13 protein-coding genes and 1 pseudogene are annotated in these 16,688 nt (G+C 59.3%); 5 read left to right on the top strand and 9 right to left on the bottom strand.

Annotation, left to right across the window (positions count from 1 at the left end; genetic code table 11):
* The 5 genes and pseudogenes from aceK to B7L72_RS14600 form a co-directional block, all read right to left on the bottom strand.
* Window positions 1–1,767: a bifunctional isocitrate dehydrogenase kinase/phosphatase gene (gene aceK, locus B7L72_RS14620; protein WP_081195202.1), complete on the bottom strand. Its 1,767-nt coding sequence runs from the start codon at window positions 1,765–1,767 to the stop codon at window positions 1–3.
* 114 nt (window positions 1,768–1,881) lie between these two features.
* A pseudogene (locus tag B7L72_RS14615) lies at window positions 1,882–2,390 on the bottom strand (CIA30 family protein).
* Between the two features lie 99 nt (window positions 2,391–2,489).
* The gene (gene eat, locus B7L72_RS14610; protein WP_081195200.1) at window positions 2,490–3,923 is read right to left on the bottom strand and encodes an ethanolamine permease; all 1,434 of its coding nucleotides are present in this window, start codon (window positions 3,921–3,923) and stop codon (window positions 2,490–2,492) included.
* A gap of 152 nt (window positions 3,924–4,075) precedes the next feature.
* On the bottom strand, window positions 4,076–4,915 hold the full coding sequence (gene eutC, locus B7L72_RS14605; protein ID WP_081195198.1) for an ethanolamine ammonia-lyase subunit EutC: 840 nt from the start codon (window positions 4,913–4,915) through the stop codon (window positions 4,076–4,078).
* Window position 4,916: 1 nt separating this feature from the next.
* The gene (locus B7L72_RS14600; protein ID WP_016914958.1) at window positions 4,917–6,320 is read right to left on the bottom strand and encodes an ethanolamine ammonia-lyase subunit EutB; all 1,404 of its coding nucleotides are present in this window, start codon (window positions 6,318–6,320) and stop codon (window positions 4,917–4,919) included.
* A 212-nt stretch (window positions 6,321–6,532) separates the two neighbouring features.
* Here B7L72_RS14600 and B7L72_RS14595 point away from each other — a divergent pair, with 212 nt between their 5' ends.
* Window positions 6,533–7,492, top strand: coding sequence for a helix-turn-helix domain-containing protein (locus tag B7L72_RS14595; RefSeq protein ID WP_081195196.1), 960 nt, complete (start codon window positions 6,533–6,535; stop codon window positions 7,490–7,492).
* Here the strand turns inward: B7L72_RS14595 and B7L72_RS14590 are convergent.
* Window positions 7,485–10,292 (bottom strand): EAL domain-containing protein, encoded by a 2,808-nt coding sequence (locus B7L72_RS14590; RefSeq protein WP_254893826.1) that lies wholly within the window; start codon window positions 10,290–10,292, stop codon window positions 7,485–7,487. The genes B7L72_RS14595 and B7L72_RS14590 overlap by 8 nt on opposite strands.
* A 476-nt stretch (window positions 10,293–10,768) precedes the next feature.
* On the opposite strand from B7L72_RS14590, the gene B7L72_RS14585 reads away from it, so the two are divergent.
* The 4 genes from B7L72_RS14585 to zigA all read left to right on the top strand — a co-directional run bounded on the left by B7L72_RS14585 (window position 10,769) and on the right by zigA (window position 13,600).
* Window positions 10,769–11,131: a helix-turn-helix domain-containing protein gene (locus B7L72_RS14585; RefSeq protein ID WP_170919442.1), complete on the top strand. Its 363-nt coding sequence runs from the start codon at window positions 10,769–10,771 to the stop codon at window positions 11,129–11,131.
* Between the two features lie 182 nt (window positions 11,132–11,313).
* Window positions 11,314–11,961, top strand: a complete 648-nt coding sequence (locus B7L72_RS14580) for a class I SAM-dependent methyltransferase (protein ID WP_081195194.1) — start codon at window positions 11,314–11,316, stop codon at window positions 11,959–11,961.
* Between the two features lie 39 nt (window positions 11,962–12,000).
* On the top strand, window positions 12,001–12,276 hold the full coding sequence (locus B7L72_RS14575; protein ID WP_081136642.1) for a TIGR03643 family protein: 276 nt from the start codon (window positions 12,001–12,003) through the stop codon (window positions 12,274–12,276).
* A gap of 97 nt (window positions 12,277–12,373) precedes the next feature.
* Entirely contained in the window at window positions 12,374–13,600 is a 1,227-nt protein-coding gene (zigA, locus tag B7L72_RS14570; RefSeq protein WP_081195192.1) for a zinc metallochaperone GTPase ZigA, read from the top strand.
* An 87-nt stretch (window positions 13,601–13,687) separates the two neighbouring features.
* Here the strand turns inward: zigA and B7L72_RS14565 are convergent, their stop codons facing one another.
* The 3 genes from B7L72_RS14565 to dctP form a co-directional block, all read right to left on the bottom strand.
* The gene (locus B7L72_RS14565) at window positions 13,688–15,001 is read right to left on the bottom strand and encodes a TRAP transporter large permease (protein WP_081195190.1); all 1,314 of its coding nucleotides are present in this window, start codon (window positions 14,999–15,001) and stop codon (window positions 13,688–13,690) included.
* On the bottom strand, window positions 15,001–15,507 hold the full coding sequence (locus B7L72_RS14560) for a TRAP transporter small permease (protein WP_016914971.1): 507 nt from the start codon (window positions 15,505–15,507) through the stop codon (window positions 15,001–15,003). The genes B7L72_RS14565 and B7L72_RS14560 overlap by 1 nt, the downstream gene beginning before the upstream one ends.
* A 73-nt stretch (window positions 15,508–15,580) precedes the next feature.
* Window positions 15,581–16,579: a TRAP transporter substrate-binding protein DctP gene (gene dctP, locus B7L72_RS14555; protein ID WP_039180429.1), complete on the bottom strand. Its 999-nt coding sequence runs from the start codon at window positions 16,577–16,579 to the stop codon at window positions 15,581–15,583.
* Window positions 16,580–16,688 lie beyond the last annotated feature (109 nt).

The raw sequence follows: 16,688 nt of genomic DNA, 5'->3' as shown, positions 1-16,688 counted from the left end.
CTAATGTACCAGTTGGCCGATGGTTCCAGAGAACCGTTGCTTGTTGCGGTAAGGGTAGACATCGATCACCCGCCCATTGCGAATGGCCTGCTGCAACCCTAGCCAATAGTCCGGGTCGAACAGCTCCGGGTGCTGCGCCATGAACAGCGCGCGAAGTTCGGGGTTGGCAAACATGAACGGGCCGAACTCCTCGGGGAAGATATCGTGGGGGCCGATGGAGAGGCTAGCGCCGCCATCCATGTAGCTATCGCCTTGCTGGGCTTTGGGCATGTGGCGAAAGCGACACTCCGTAAGGTAGCTCACTTCGTCGTAGTCGTAAAAAATCACCCGCCCGTGACGGGTAACGCCAAAATTCTTCAGCAACATATCGCCCGGAAAGATATTGGCGGCTGCCATCTGTTTGATGGCATTGCCGTAATCCTTCAGCACCATCACTCGCTCATCGGCGCTGCACTGCTCCAGATAGAGGTTCAACGGCGTCATCATCCGCTCGGTGTAGCAGTGCTTGATGATCACCTTGTCGCCTTTCAGTGATACCGTGGAAGGGGCGACTTCCAGCAAATGGGCCAGACACTCCGGCGCGAAGTGATCCTGACGCACGATAAAGTTGGAAAACTCCTGGGTATCGGCCATGCGCCCTACCCGGTCGTGACGCTTCACCAGCCGATACTTTTCTCGCACGATGGCTGGCGTGACCTCCTTGGCGGGGTCGAACTTGTCCTTGATGATCTTGAACACGGTGCGAAAGCTGGGCAGCACGAACACCGCCATCACCATGCCCCGCACCCCCGGGGCGATGATGAAGCGCTCTTCGCGCTTGGCCACCTGCTGGTTCAGGGCGCGAAAAAACTCGGTTTTACCGTGTTTGAAAAAGCCGATGGCAGCGTACAGCTCGCCTTCCGGCTTGTGGGGCATGAGCTGTTTCAGGTAGCCCACGAACTCCCCGGGAACCGGCACATCGACCTGAAAGTAAGCGCGGGTGAACGAGAAGATGATCGACACTTCATCGGTTTCGGTGAGCACGGTATCCAGATGCAGGCGGGGGTCACCGCCCTGCTGCTCGCCGTACCCTTCGCCATGCAGAATCGGCAGCACCAGCGGCACCTGCTCACCGCCGCCGAGTATACGCCCCACCAGGTAGGCCCCTTTGTTGCGGTAGAAAACGCTGTTGAGCAGCTCCACCCGTGCATCCGCCGCCTGCCAGAGGCGGGCGGGCAGCTGGGCTTCCAGCAAGCCCGCCCCCAACTGGCTATCGCGCTCCAGATGGGCAAAGGGCGTCTCCAGCGGTGCCTCTTGCAGCGCCCAGGCCAGTGCCCCGGCCCAGTCGCCGTTGACCGCATGACGGCGGCACAGCTCGATGCCCGAACGGTGCGCGGCATCTTCACGGGAGCTGTAGACGAACATCCAGTCGTTGCGGATATGGCGATGCTCAAACACCGAACAGAACAGCGAATTGAAAAAGGTCTCGGCCAGCTCGTAATCCAACCGCTGGCCGATCAAATTGGCATAGTGCCCGCGGGCTTCGCGCCAGGTCTCGCAGTGGGCCAGCACGTCCTGGGGAAACGTACGCTGCAGGCGCCCCAGCGTGTCCTGGACTTTTTCGCCGTAGAGATTGATCCGTGCCGCCGAGGCTTGCTGCGCCTCGCGCCAGGCCGCATCGCGAAAGCGGCGGCTGGCGTCCTGAGTAATCTGCTGGAAGCGTGCACGGTACTCATCGAACCCATGCAGTACCGTCGCCGCCAGGCGGTAGGCCGGAGAGTGTTTCATCAGACTGGCTCACGTCGATAGAAGGCTTCCCAGACTCCTCGAACGGCAAACTACATACGAGACGACCTTAGTCCTGTGAAGATAAAAGCCCTGTGAAGAGTCGTCCTGTGTAAATCAGCCCTGTGAATACGTCTCGATAAAGGCAATTTCCAGCTGAAACGGCCCGGCGGTGCGGTCGGCAATCAGAAAGCCCAGCTGGTGAACGGTGCCGGGCTCGAGCGGCGGCGCGTTGGACAGCAGCGTCCCCCGGCGCACGGCGTCGAACTGCGCCCAGCTGAATGCAGCGTTTCCCACTGCTGGGCGCTGGGCGTGAACGCCACGCGGTAGGCACTCGCATCGTCCAGCGCATGGCTTTTGAGGCGCAGTTGATAGCGACGGCCATCGCCGCGCACCCGCAGCGTGATGCCCTTGGCCTGGGCCAGGCTTGGCTCAAACGTGCCGGGCTCACGGCGCACCGAGGCAAAGCCGCCGCCATTTTCCAGCGAGACCTCTCCATAAAAGCAGCCATGCCCCTCTTCCACACGAAAGCCACTGTGGGACACGCCGCCCATCACACCATCGTCCACGGCGTACCAGCGCGCCTGTTCGGCATCGCCCAGGGCTGGGTCGGTAAAATCGAGCATCATCACGGTTTCCCTCTGTCGCTTGGCCAATGAGCCCGCCTTGGCACCAAGGCCAGAGGCGGGCTGCCGAGCTTCAGACTAGGTGATTCGCCGCGCTGATTAAAGCCTGGCCGCAGCGACGCCCGCAGCAGGGGGTTCGATCTCTTCTGGCGACGCAGTGACCAGCGCGAACTCCTCCTCGGCCGTTTTCGCCACCAGGTGGTTTTTGCTGTACAGGAAGTAGTAAGCCGCGCCCGCCACAAACAGCAGGAGGGTGTAGTTGAACGCGCGGGGGTCGAAGGCGTATACACCCGTCATGGCCACCAGTGACAGTACCAGGGCCACCGAGGAGGTGACGATACCACCCGGCGTTCTGTAGGGGCGCAGCAGCTCGGGCTGTTTGAGGCGCAGCCAGATATGGCTGAACGCCATCAGCGCATAGGAGATGGTCGCCCCCACGACGGCCATGCCCAGCATCAGGTCACCCTCCCCGCTCAGCGAGGCCAGGAAGCCAAACACCCCCGGCACGATGAGCGCCAGGTAAGGCACTTTACGTTCGCTGGTCAGAGACAGCCGTTTGGGCAGATAGCCCGCCCGGGAGAGCGCAAACACCAAGCGGCTGTAGCCGTAAATGATCGAGAAGAACGAGGCAATCAAGCCCGCCAGACCCAGCACATTAACGAGGGTCGCCAGCGTCGGGTTGCCTGCAGCATTCAAGGCATCCACCAGCGGCACGCCGCTTTGGCCGATCATCTCGGCGCTGGTGGCTCCCGCCAGCAGCACGACCACCAGCAGTGCCGTGAACAGCAAAAACAGCATGGCACCGATGATGCCCTTGGGCATGTCGCGGGCGGGGTCCTTGGCTTCTTCCGCCGCCAACGGCACGCCTTCTACCGCCAGGAACAGCCACATGCCGAAGGGCAGTGCCGCCCAGATACCGTACCAGCCAAAGGGCATGAAGGTACTCGCCCCCGCCGCCTCGGTGGGGGCAATATCGAACAGGTTGGCCGCATCGAAGTCACCGATCAGCGCCACGGCGGTGGCCAGAATCGCGAAGACCGCCAAGCCGCTGATCACCATCATCACCTTCAGCGCTTCGCCCACCCCGGCGAGGTGAATGCCGATGAACACCGCATAAAACAGCAGATACACCAGCGGGCCGTTGACACCCAACAAGGCCTCGACCGCCGCACCGATGAAGATCACGATGGCTGCAGGCGCCAGCGCGTATTCGATCAATACCGCCAGCCCCGTCAAGTAGCCTCCCGCCGGCCCCATGGCTTGGCGGGCAAAGCTGTAGCCCCCGCCTGCCGCCGGGATCGCTGCGGACATTTCGGCCAAGGAGAGCACCAGAGCCAGATACATCACGGCCATCAGGCAGGCGGCGATGGCAAAGCCCCCCCAGCCCGCTTCGGCAATGCCAAAGTTCCAGCCCGCAAAATCCCCCGAAATAACGTAGGAAACCCCAAGTCCTGCCAGCAGCATCCAGCCTGCCGTACCCTTACGCAGCTGGCGCTTCGCCAGGTACGTCTGATCAACCGTTGGTTGTGTCATGGTCTCGCCCTTTTTCAGTGTGGAACGCAATGGGTGTCAGCGGCGTGCTGCGTTGTTTGCGTTGTGATTGGCGATGTTCTTGTTGTGTGGAAATGGCCGTTCAGAGCGCGGGCGAAGAAGTCATCTCGCGCATTGAACCGCTGCCTGCATTTTCAATCGGCCACGAGGAAATTCCGGGTCGAGTGGCTGCCCTCCAGCACGTTGTCTTCGCTGCGGTCCTTGAGCTTCACGCCAGAGAGCTTGCGCTCCCGCGCTTCGCGCAACAGCAGCAGTAGTCGCCTTGCCGCCTCTGCATAGGCCAGCCCAGCGGGGCGCACGTTGGAGATGCAGTTGCGTCGGTCATCCTTCAAGCCCACTTCGGGGGCCCAGGTCATGTAGAGTCCCAGGCTATCCGGCGAGCTGAGGCCGGGGCGCTCACCAATCATCACCAGCACGGCGTCGGCATTGAGCAGCGCGCCCACTTCATCGCCAATGGCCACGCGCCCCTGCTCGACGAGGGTCAGCGGCGCCAGCTGCCAGTCGTGGTGGTCGCGCTGCAGTGCGTCGTAAAGGGCGGCCAGAAACGGCGCGCTGTTCTGCTGCACCGCCAAGGCCGAGAGGCCATCCACCACCACCACCGCCAGGTCATAGCGCTGGCCGCTCGCCGCCGCTTGCTGCAGTGCCTGCCGGGATGGTTCGTCGAGCCGTCGGCCGTAGTCGGGGCGCTGCAGGTACATTGCCCGGTGTTCGGCGCGACTGTGTACCACCAGCGGCGCGTAGCCCAACGCCAGTTGCCGGGTGAGTTCATCGGCCAGTGCCTCGCACGCGAGCGGGCAGTGCACTGCGTCCTGGGCCTGGGCATGGGCCAGTTGAAATGCAAGCAGCTGATGGGTGGGCAGGCTCACCCCGGCACGCCCCAGCCCGATGCGCGCATCGGTAAAAGCGCGCAGGCGCTCCCAGGGGTTCTCGATGACGATGGGCGCCCTGGTGTCCTGCGAGGATGGCTTCGGCATCTTAGTCGCTCCCTTTCGGCAAGTGACGCAGGCTGTTGGCAAAGGCAGCGGGAAGCTGGTCGTTCAGGCGATGGGTGCTCACATCCTGGAAGATCTGCATCCTGGCCAGCCACTGTTCGAACTCCGGCGCGGCTTTCAGCCCCAGCACCCGGCGGGCATAGAGTGCGTCGTGAAACGAGGTGGTTTGATAGTTGAGCATGATGTCGTCGGAGCCGGGGATACCCATCACGAAATTGCAGCCCGCCACGCCCAGCAGCGTCAGCAGGTTATCCATATCGTTCTGATCGGCGTTGGCGTGGTTGGTGTAGCACACGTCACACCCCATCGGCACGCCCAACAGCTTGCCGCAGAAGTGATCCTCGAGCCCCGCACGGGTGATCTCCTTGCCGTCGTACAGATACTCAGGGCCGATGAACCCGACCACCGTATTGACCAGCAGCGGGTTGAACTTGCGCGCCACGGCGTAGGCGCGGGCTTCGCAGGTTTGCTGGTCCAGCCCGTGATGGGCGTCGGCCGAGAGCGAGCTGCCCTGGCCGGTTTCGAAATACATCACGTTGCGACCTACGCTGCCTCTGTTCAGCGTTTGTGCGGCGGCTTCGGCTTCGGCCAGGGTGCTCAAATCGAACCCGAAGCTGCGGTTGGTGGCTTCGGTGCCGCCGATGGATTGAAACACCAGATCCACCGGCGCGCCCTGCTCGATGGCTTCCAGGGTATTGGTGACGTGAGTGAGCACGCAGGATTGGGTGGGAATCTCGTATTTCTGAATCACCTCATCCATCAGGCGCATCAGCTTGATGCTTTGGGCGACGTTATCGGTGGCGGGGTTGATGCCGATCACCGCGTCGCCACTGCCATACAGCAGGCCATCGAGAATGCTGGCCGCGATACCGGTCACGTCATCGGTGGGGTGATTGGGCTGCAGGCGAGTGGAAAGCCGCCCCGGCAGGCCGATGGTGTTACGAAACGCCGTGGTAACCTGACACTTCTTCGCCACCAGCATCAGGTCCTGGTTGCGCATCAGCTTACTCACTGCTGCGGCCATTTCCGGTGTGATGCCGGGGCGGGCAGCGGCCAGGGCCTCGCTGGTGGCGTGATCAGAGAGCAGCCAGTTGCGGAAGTCGCCCACGGTGAGATGCTGCAGCGGTGCAAAGGCCTGGGCATCGTGGTCATCGATGATCAGGCGAGTGATTTCATCCTGCTCGTAGGGAATCAGCGCTTCGTTCAAGAAGGTCGTGAGCGGCAGCTCCGCCAGTACCATCTGGGCCACCACCCGCTCTTCGGCAGTGTCTGCCATGACGCCGGCCAGTCGATCTCCCGAACGCGGCGGCGTAGCTTTGGCCATCAGTTCGGCCAGCCCCTTGAATCGATAATGGCGGCTGCCCACCGTCGAGTGATAGTGCGCCATAGGCCTCTCCTGCCCTGCCTCGTATTGGGCGGTGCTGTTTCATGCTTACAAACGGAACAAAACTTGCTTGTTGTCACAATAGCGCTATCACTTAACGGGGAGTATCGAGTTTTGGCAAACCACCTGAAAGGCTCGAAAAACAAACGAAAACAAAGCCTTGCCCGAAGTCCCATCGCAGAACAGCCACATGGCGACACCTTCAGGAGCAGGTCATGGAAATGACGTTGTCGAATAACGCACCACAAAAGTGCACACGAAAAGCCTGCGATGCCGACGAACACGCCCAGAACCTGACGCACTGGCAGCAGCAGTACGACCAGCTCAGCCCAGGCCGCTTTTACGGGCGGCTGGATGAAATCGCGCTGCCCGCCGTCCAGCTCTTCAAGGAGCATACCGAGCAGGCGCTGCGCCAGGATTGCCAGGTGTGGGAGGATTCGCTGTGGCTGGGAATCCCCGTTCGCCCCCAAGGCTCACGCATCAACGGTCAATCCTTGGCAGGCAACCAGATCATGTGCCGCCCGGGTGGCCAGGCCTTCGAGCTGGTGACCCCTGGCCACTTCGATATCTACGGGCTGGTCGTGCGACTGCCTGCACTCTACGCCGCCGCTCAGCAGCAGGGTATTGCTTTGGATGAACGCTGGCGGCGGGAACCAAGACGCATGGTTCACCCATCGACACGGCACGCCTTGATGTTCGTTCTGGAGCGGCTACTGGGAGAACAAGGTGCCCCCGTTGCCGAACGGCTGCACCAGGACATCGTCATGATGGGCCTGTTGGAGCTGTTGGGCACCTGGCAACCCAATGAAGAACTGCCCCCCAGCTACGCGCATCGGAAAGCGGTGGTAGACAGCGTCAAACGCTACGTGGAAGCGCATCTCGAAGGCCCCGTGACCATGGAAGCGCTATGCGATCTGGCCCATGTCAGCCGACGCACGCTGCAATACAGCTTTACCTCCATTCTGGGGATCAGCCCCCTGCAATTCTTGCGCTTATCGCGGTTGAACCATGTGCGCCGTGCCCTGCGCGCCGCCGAGCCGCCCCAGACGGTCACCGAGATCGCCACGTACTGGGGGTTTTGCCATCTGGGGCAGTTTGCCCACGACTATCGGCGTCAATTTGGCGAGTGCCCATCGGATACGCTGCGTACTCCCTTGGCAGGTCGCATCACTTGAGCCAGCGTTCGGCAAACTGCTGCGGGTCGAGCGGCCGATCATAAAAATAGCCTTGCGCCTGATAACAGCCCATTTCCAGCAGCGCATCTACCTGGGCCTGACACTCGATCCCCTCGGCAATGGTTTGCAGCCCCAATGTATCGGCCATGGCAATGATCGTCGCCACGATGGTGCGATCACTGTCACTGACCAGCATGTCCCGGATGAACGAAATATCGATCTTGATGCGGTCGGCGGCAAACCGTTTCAGGTAAGCCAACGACGAATAGCCCGTACCAAAATCGTCGATGGATAAGCCCAGACCATGACTCTTCAAGATCTCGGTGGTTGCAATGGCAACGTCGGGGTGAGTCATGATGCCACTTTCGGTGATTTCGACACTCAGTTGGTCGGGAGCGATGCTGTGGGCCCGGCAACTATTCAGTAAGGTGCCCACCAGGTCGCTATCTTCAAACTGGTCTGCGGCGATGTTGATGGAGAGCTGGCCGCTTAGTTGGCATCCTTGACGCTGCCAGGCAGCCAACTGCTGGCACGCCTGTTCGATGACACAGTTGCCTAGCGCCACGATCATGCCTCTGTCTTCCGCAATGGGCACGAACTGACTGGGCGACACCTCTCCCAGCTCATCGTCCCACCAGCGACAAAGCGCCTCGGCACCGATCAGTTCGCCGGTACGCATGTCGACCTGAGGCTGAAAGTGCAGGTAAAGAGAGTGGTTGGACAACGCCACTGCCAGACGCTTGGCAATACGTAGCTGATCGGCCACGGCGCGGCCCATCCAGTGTTCGAAGGTGCGCGCGGGGAGCTTGTGACGCTTCGCTTGGTACATGGCGATATCCGCATGCTTTAATAGTGCCTGCGCTGTTTGCCCATGTACCGGATAGAGCGAAATCCCTGCGCTAACCGACAGCTCGCAAGAGTGCTGCTCTATAACAACGGGAGTCTCTAAACTGTTGCATAACCGCTCGGCGGTGATCAAGGCACGACCTTTGTCGTTGGCGTTGTCGCACACCACGACAAACTCATCTCCGCCCAGCCTCGCCAGATACTCGCCGGCAGGCAATGCTTGACGAAAGCGTTGGGCGACTTCCTTCAACACCAGGTCGCCGATGTCATGTCCGGCAGTGTCATTGATCTCCTTAAAGTGGTTGAGATCCAGGAGCAGCAATGCAAATCGAGAGTCCGTCTTGCGAATCACGCGCTCTTCAAGGTGCTGAATGAAGTCTGCCCGATTGGGGAGCTGGGTATCGGCATCGCAGAATGCCAGCTGTCGAATGCGCGCTTCATCTTTTTGCCGCCCCAACTCCGAGGCCGCACGCGCCGCAAAGATTTGCAGTACGGTACGCACGATATGCGCATCCTCCAGAGGAGCCTTGAACATGACCCCGATGATACCGACCGGTCGGCCCTCGATATCGTCCAGTCGCCTACCCACGTATGCATTGACCCACTCCAATGCCCCGTTGGCTTCCGTGGGCAGGCGGATGCCTGCACCTTCCAGCACGACGCACTCCTGCTCGACAAGGACATCCTGACACGGCACCCCGGCTAGATGGTAACTGAAAGGTGCCTGCGGCTGACCGTTCACAAACAGCGACAAGACGTTGGCGCGATTGGGGTCACGTTCATCGAGCGTGGCAATGAAGCCCACTTCGGCCGCCAGCGCATTGGCCATGTGATCCGTCAATTGTGTCAGGAAGGCTTGTCCATGCTGGGCCGAGACGGCTGTCGCCACCTGCGCTACAGCGTGTTGAATACGCGCTTCGGATTGCCGATGCAAAAAGTTATCGACCCCAAAAGCAACATCATCTGCCAGTTCGCTCAGCAAACGCAGCTCGCGCGTGGTTATCGATGCTTCTTCCGTCCGGGAGAGGCAAAGCACGCCCAGCGACTGCCCCCGATAGATCAACGGCAACGCCATGAAGACATTGACACCCAGCTCGTGCAACATGGGTGTCCGTGCAGTGTCGTCAATCACCGTAGAAGAGGACCAGGTGACGGCTTGCTGGGTTTCCAGCGCCGTGAGCGCCAGAGCGTGACAGGCGCCTTCGACCATCAGCTGCCTGGGGCTCAGCCACGCCAGATCGCCACTCTCCACATCGGCACTGGCCTGCACAGGCCCCAGTTCACGTTTGCGAAAAGCAGGCGGGCGGCCATGCACCCAGGCAGCGCTGTAACCGCCTACCTCGACCATGGCTCGGCAGGCTGCCTTGAGCAACGCCTGCTCGTCCGTTGCGTGAAAGCGCGCTTCGTTGACCCGGTTCAGCAGGCGTAGAATGCGCTGCTTATTGGCGATCTGCTCATCGGCTCTCTCTCCCATCCGACGGCGGGCCAGCTCGAACCCGGACAGGGAAGCCACGATACGCAGCACCTCTGTCGCATAGGCAGGCAGCTCAAGCGGAGCAGAATGCATCATGGCGATAATCCCCCGGCACTGGCCAGAGGCATCCGACATGGGCACGCCAAGATAACCTTCGGCCTCATAACCTGCCAGCTTTGGGTCATGAGGAAAGTGGTCCGCTACCCGCGATGGCATGTGAAAACAGCTATTTGATGACACCTTCGCACAGGGGGTGTGCTTCAAGTCGTAACTCGGCGCATCGACAAAGCCGCTGATGGACCATGTCGCCAACGGCAAGGCGCGTTTCTTACCAGGGTCGATACGCACAATCATGACATGATCGATATCGAGTAGTTCGGCCAGGGATTCTGCGACATGACCAAAAAACTCACCCTGGCTGATACGCATCAAGCTGGCGGCAAGTTGCTGAAAAATTTCTGGAGCCGTCGTGGAAGCCATGATATTTAGCGCCTTCGGGTTCTATAGGTCAGCCACGATGGCAAGCCAGATGCTTTTTTAATAAGCCCTATTGACCGCTGTGTGATCATCCCTAAGCCATACAGTGGTGGTATGAACAGCGAACCACTTAACGAGTTCGCTACCTTGTTTCGATTCCTGATGCGGCTCAATCGTTGCCTATGCCTTATTTGGCTTAATACACCCAACAACACTCTTATCAAAACATCTCAAACACACTTTATAACGGAGCATTAAAACCTAATGAAACTCACTTCACACTCCCTCACTCACATCCACATTTAAATTAAATGAACAATTTAAAAAAGTTAACCCTCTGAACGCTACCCCTTGGCTGGAACGTAAAAAAACACTCCAGGCTTTATCTCAACTCAACCTATTAGGATGATATTCAACCCAAACAGTCCTTCATGTCAATAGGCCGTTCCCCAACCATTCAGGGCTATATGGAGGAAAGTGTGAATAAACTTGAACAGGAACGGCTAGCTGGCAATATTGGTCGCGCCATCGCCAAACAGCGAGTACGTTGTCAACTCACTCAGGAGGAGGTTGCCGAGCGGTTGGGTGTAGGCAACGAAGCAGTATCTCGCATCGAGAGAGGCCGGGTCATACCCAACATTGTACGCTTACTTGAATTAGCCGAGATATTCAATTGTGAAGCCGCAGAATTACTCGGAGAAGCCAGTGTACATATTGATGACCAGACGCAACGAATCAAACTCTTATTAGCGCCATTAAAGCAACAAGATCGACAGCTGATCCTGGACATTACCGAAAGTCTTGCCCACCGCTTACAGCAACAGGCTTCTTTGGGTGAGTGATCGTCCCCCGCCGCACCACGTAAAATCACCGCAAAGTGTATCCATTGGTAACAAAATAAATCCAAACCGTGTCCGAAATTCAATCGTACGGCTTGGTAGCCATGCGATATTCATGCTATAGGTGTCTATGCCTTCCGCGCCAACACGTTCGTCTATTCAATGCGCATCAAAAGGTCACGCTCATGCTGAATACCACTGCCTGGAATCGCCTGCGCTACAGTCTGTATTCGCCTGTCTATGACATTCTGGTCTCACGAGCTCTGCGCAAACCGCGCCAGGTGGCGCTGAGCCACGTGGATTGGGAGCCGGGCATGCGCGTATTGGTGGTGGGAGCCGGGACGGGGCTCGATCTTCCCTTTCTCCCCCGCGAGCTGGAAGTGCACCTGACCGATGTAACGCCCGCCATGTTGAAGCGCGCCGATGCCAAGGCCAGCCGCCACCAGCGCGACGTATTCTGCAAGGTCATGGATGCTGCGGCGCTGGAGTATGCCGACGGGCATTTCGATGTGGTGATCATGCACTTAATCCTGGCAGTCATGCCCCAACCCGAGCAAGGCCTGGCAGAAGCCTATCGGGTTTTGAAGCCCGGCGGGCAGCTGTGCGTCATGGACAAGTTTCAGCCCGACACTCACCCAGCGGGAAAGGGGCGACGCGCGCTGAACATGCTGACCTCGCTCATCGCGACCGACATCACTCGTCAGGCTACTCCCCTGCTGACACAGGCTGGTTTTCGGGTTCGTCATGACCAGCCAGTCTTGATGAACGGGCTTTTTCGCGCTCTGCTGGCAGCCAAGGAAAACCCCGACAGTATCAACACAAAACTTCAGTAGCGTACAATAACAATATCACTTCCTACCGTTGGACAAGCCATGCCCCACGCTGCCGTAAAACGCTTTCATCGTTTGCCACTCGACGAGCAGTCTCGCATCATCGAGATGGCCTGGGAGGATCGCACGCCTTTCGAAGCCATTGCATCACTGTTCGGGCTGGGCGAGCCTGAGGTGATCGCCATCATGCGTTACCAGCTCAAACCGAACTCTTTTCGCCTGTGGCGCCAACGGGTATCGGGTAGAACCACCAAGCATGCGGCACTGCGCGCCCCAGAGGTTCTGCGCGGTTACTGCCCCACCCAATACAAGCGGTGACCTCTCCTCCTCCTCAGCCAGTATCGAGGATATCGTTTTCACGGGCATTTAATTGTTATATTATCACATAACATAAACCCGTTTAGAGGTACTGGCAATGTCTGCGTTTGCTCCTTTACCCGTGACCGTGCTTTCCGGCTTTCTGGGCGCGGGAAAAACCACCGTGCTCAATCATATTCTCGCCAACCGCGAGGGTCGTCGCGTTGCGGTGATCGTCAACGACATGAGCGAGGTCAATATCGATGGTGCGCTGGTACGCGGCGGCCCCGGCGAGCCGACACTGGATAGTGACGTCGCGCTGAATCGTTCGGAAGAGCGGCTGGTCGAAATGAGCAACGGCTGCATCTGCTGCACGCTACGCGAAGATCTGCTGGTAGAGGTGAGCCAACTGGCTCGCGAGGGCAAGTTCGATTACCTGGTCATCGAGTCCACCGGCATCTCCGAGCCGCTGCCCGTGGCGGAAACCTTTACCTTCGAAGACGAAAGCGGCCAGAGTCTTTCCCAGGTCGCCAGACTGGACACGCTGGTCACCGTGGTCGATGGCGCCAACTTCCTGGCTCAGTACCAGGAAGCGCAGAGCCTGGCCGAGGCGGGAGAGAGCCTGGGCGAAGACGATGAGCGCAACGTCGCCGACCTGCTGGTGGACCAGATCGAGTTTTGCGATGTGCTGCTAATCAGCAAAACCGACCTGATCAGTGACACCGAACTGGCATCATTGAAAGCAATCCTGCGCTCGCTCAACCCGGAGGCCGAGCTGGTGCCCATCACCCCGGGCGGTGTCCCGCTGGACAAGGTGCTGGATACCGGCAAGTTCGATTTCGAGCGCGCCCAGCAGGCGCCCGGCTGGCTCAAGGAGATGCGCGGAGAGCACGTGCCGGAAACCGAAGAGTACGGCATTGGCAGCTTCGCCTACCACGCCCGCCGCCCCTTCCACCCGCAAAAAATTCACGACCTGCTGCATGCCGAGTGGTTCGGCAAGGGCCTGCTGCGCTCCAAAGGCTTTTTCTGGCTGGCCACTCGCCCCCGCTACGCGGGCCAGTGGAGCCAGGCAGGCGGCATAGCCCATCATGGCCCCGCCGGGGTGTTCTGGAAGACTATCCCGGAAGCCAACTGGCCGGAAGACCCGGAATACCGCCAGTTCATCCTGGAGAAATGGCAAGAGCCGTTTGGCGACATGCGCCAGGAGCTGGTGTTCATTGGCCAGAACATGGATCAATCCCGCATGCGTGCTGCGCTGGATGAGTGCCTGCTGAGCGAAGCAGAGTTGCTGGAAGGCATGGAAGCGTGGAAGCAACTCCCGGACCCCTTCCCTGCCTGGGAATAAGCACACGCCGCCCACCCAACGTCATCCCAAGCAAAAGAGAGGCAGCTGCCTCTCTTTTGCGATGTTCTTACGCGCCCCTAATATCGTTCACTGCAACATGCTGGGTAGCCAGGTCGCCAGCCCCGGAAACACGATCAGCACGGCAACCAGCAGCATCGAACAGAGAATATAAGGGATTGCCGCCGAGTAGATTTCACGCATGGTCGTCCCCGCTGGCGCCACGCCTTTCATCACGAACAGCAACAGCCCAAGCGGCGGTGTCGAGAAGCTGATCTCCAGCGCCAGCAGCACCACGATACCAAACCATATCAGGTCGAATCCCAGCGCCTGCGCCAACGGGAAGAAAATCGGCACGGTCAGCATCATGATGGAAATCTGCTCCATGAAGGTACCCAGCACCAGCAGTACGGCAAACATGGCCAGCAGCATGAAGATCGGTGATAGCTCAAAGCTGGTGGCCCAGCCAATCAAGCCGCCTGACGCTCCGGAAAAGCCCAGCAGCTGGCTGAACGTGGCAGAGCCGAACACGATCAGGTAAGCCATCAGCGTCACTTTCAGCGCCCCCGTGACCGAGAGTTTAAAAGACTCCCAGGTCATGCAGCGGAAAATGAACGCCAGAATGATGACGCCCAGGGCCCCGAAGGCAGCCGCCTCGGAGGGCGTGGCAAAGCCCATCAACATCATGCCCACGATGATAATCATGACGCTCAGCATGGGCAGAATATCGGTCACGATCAGCTTGAGTTTGGCCCTCAGCGGCACGGGCTCCAGTTCATAGGCGGGCGCCGCCTGCGGATCCAGCCGGGTCTGGATGAAGATGGTCACGATATAAAAACCCGCCAACGTCAGGCCAGGCAGAATACCGGCAATCAGCAGTGCGCCAATATCCACTTTTGCCAGCGTCGCCAGCAGCACCGCCAGCGCTGACGGAGGAATGATGATCGCCAGACCACCGGTTCCCAGAATGGGGCCAATGGCCATCTTCTTCTTGTAGCCTCGGCGCTCCATCTCGGGCACCAGCAACGACCCCATCAATGCCGTAGAGCCCATGGAGGAGCCGCTTAACGTGGAGAAAGCCGTGCCACCTACCACGGTGACGTAGGACAAGCGCCCCGGCACCTTGCCCAGCAGCTGATCGACCGCGTTGAACATTTTCATGCCCAGCCCGGTGCGGAAGAAGAGTTCACCCATCAGCAGAAACAGCGGGATGGGCACCAGGTTGAAGCTTGAGAGCGCGCCAAAGCCATTGTTCAGCATCTGCATGATGCCTGCCTGCCCGCCCATGAAGTGCCAGGCCCCAATCACGTTGGCTGCCAGGAAGGCCAGTGCAATCGGCGTACCGATCGCCATGAAGATGAGGATCAGCGACAGTAGAAAAGCGAGCGCAAAGTACCATTCCATTATTCTTTAATCCCCGCTTCGCCGCTGTGAAGGAGTTCATGGCCCACCACAAAGCGAGCAAACTCGATGGCCATCAGCGTAAAGCTGATGGGAAATACGATGGTCAATAGCCATTTGGGAACGAAGAACGCGCGTACGTCATAGTCGCTGCGTTCGATATTCAGCATCACCAGATCCAGCCCTTTCCACGCCAGCACGGCACACACCACCACACACAGCAGCGAGACACCCCGGCTGAGAATATTCAGCGCGGGCAGCGGCAGGATGGAGGTCAACAGCTCGATGTGCACATGCCCTTTCTGACGCACCAGCCAGGGCGCGCCCAGCAGGGTGAGATAGAACATGGCGTACTCGGTGGAGAGAAAGAACCACGCCGAAGGTTGCAGCCCCAAATTACGAATCACGACCGAGAGCACCACGGCCACCATCAGCCATACCAGCATGATGGCTGCCAGTAGCGCCATGCCGTTGAGCAGCAGCAAATAGCCACGTTGTGCGTAACGCATAGGAAGTCCTGGAAGTCGCTTGGAAACCGGCGGGCGCTGCCCAAGCAGGGCAGCGCCCACCAGGGTCGCTTACTTATAAGTCGTTGAACTTCTCAAGCAGCGTGTCGTAGTGCTCCAGCCCCATGGGATGGCGCTCCATTTGGCGACGCATACGTTCCCAAGTGGCTTCACGGGCAGCTTCGGCATAACGCTCGCCGGCCTCACCCTCCAGGGTGATCACCTGCATGCCATCGGCCTCCAGAGCGGCCTGCTGCTCTTCGGAAAGGGCTGCCAGCTTCTCGGCGCTGTCACGCTCGTGCTCGATGGCCACTTCCTGAAGGATTTCCTGGGCCTCGGGGCTGAGCTGATTCCACTTGTCGAGGTTGACGATCACGCCCATGTCCGTGGAAAAGAACGCGGGATCTACCCGGTAGTTGAGGAAGCGATCCCAGTTGAGGTCTTTCAGGCCGATTTGCGTCCAGCCGGTGGCATTGACCACGCTACGCTCGAGGGCCGCGTAAACATCGGTGGTCGGCAAGCTGATGGGCTGGGCGCCCAGATAGTCCTGGAAGAACGCATCATAGACAGGGTTGCTGCGCAGGCGCAGCCCCGAGACACTGAGGTTGCCCTCTGCATCGATGGTAGGCTCGTTGATGGTGTAGAGGTTGTAGCTCACGCCACTATCGAACCAGCCCAGATAATAGGTGCCCATCTTCGCTTGATGGATCTCGTTGAGCAGATCGATACCGCCATTTTCACGGGCAAAGATAGCGTTGGTATTGGACGCCACCATGGCATCACGCTCAGGCACCGTGCCTGCATAGAAGCTGGCGGCGGTGTAGGCCATGTCCACCACGCCGTTGCGCACCGCGTCGGGTTGCTCGGAAAGACCGATGACCTCAGGGCCGCCGCGCACGTTGATCTGCACCACGCCCTCACCGCGCTCGTTGACCTTGTCGACGAACTCCAGAAAGCTCTGGGTGTAGATCAGCGAAGGAGGAAAAGCATGGACGGCGGTGATTTGATCCACCGCCAAGGCATGAGTAGACGCCAGCGCCGTGAGCATGCCCAACGTAAGGGTTACTTTTTTCATGTGTGTCTCCTGCACAAGGTGATCTTTTGTAGCGGTTATTGTGTTGATCTACTGCCTAAAACCATTGTTGCAAGCGTGCATCGTGTTGTTATCGGTCCGTCATGTACGG

The sequence above is a fragment of the Halomonas sp. BC1 genome (assembly GCF_002078135.1).
Lineage (GTDB): Bacteria > Pseudomonadota > Gammaproteobacteria > Pseudomonadales > Halomonadaceae > Vreelandella > Vreelandella stevensii.
The sequence above is the reverse complement of the archived record's forward strand: the minus strand, read 5'-3'. Positions and strand labels throughout refer to the sequence as shown.

Bases quoted from the DNA above. Each gene is read 5' to 3' on its own strand.
- aceK (WP_081195202.1), bottom strand. From the start codon at position 1,767: ATGAAACACTCTCCGGCCTACCGCCTGGCGGCGACGGTACTGCATGGG.
- eat (WP_081195200.1), bottom strand. From the start codon at position 3,923: ATGACACAACCAACGGTTGATCAGACGTACCTGGCGAAGCGCCAGCTG.
- eutC (WP_081195198.1), bottom strand. From the start codon at position 4,915: ATGCCGAAGCCATCCTCGCAGGACACCAGGGCGCCCATCGTCATCGAG.
- B7L72_RS14600 (WP_016914958.1), bottom strand. From the start codon at position 6,320: ATGGCGCACTATCACTCGACGGTGGGCAGCCGCCATTATCGATTCAAG.
- B7L72_RS14595 (WP_081195196.1), top strand. From the start codon at position 6,533: ATGGAAATGACGTTGTCGAATAACGCACCACAAAAGTGCACACGAAAA.
- B7L72_RS14590 (WP_254893826.1), bottom strand. From the start codon at position 10,292: ATGGCTTCCACGACGGCTCCAGAAATTTTTCAGCAACTTGCCGCCAGC.
- B7L72_RS14580 (WP_081195194.1), top strand. From the start codon at position 11,314: ATGCTGAATACCACTGCCTGGAATCGCCTGCGCTACAGTCTGTATTCG.
- B7L72_RS14575 (WP_081136642.1), top strand. From the start codon at position 12,001: ATGCCCCACGCTGCCGTAAAACGCTTTCATCGTTTGCCACTCGACGAG.
- zigA (WP_081195192.1), top strand. From the start codon at position 12,374: ATGTCTGCGTTTGCTCCTTTACCCGTGACCGTGCTTTCCGGCTTTCTG.
- B7L72_RS14565 (WP_081195190.1), bottom strand. From the start codon at position 15,001: ATGGAATGGTACTTTGCGCTCGCTTTTCTACTGTCGCTGATCCTCATC.
- B7L72_RS14560 (WP_016914971.1), bottom strand. From the start codon at position 15,507: ATGCGTTACGCACAACGTGGCTATTTGCTGCTGCTCAACGGCATGGCG.
- dctP (WP_039180429.1), bottom strand. From the start codon at position 16,579: ATGAAAAAAGTAACCCTTACGTTGGGCATGCTCACGGCGCTGGCGTCT.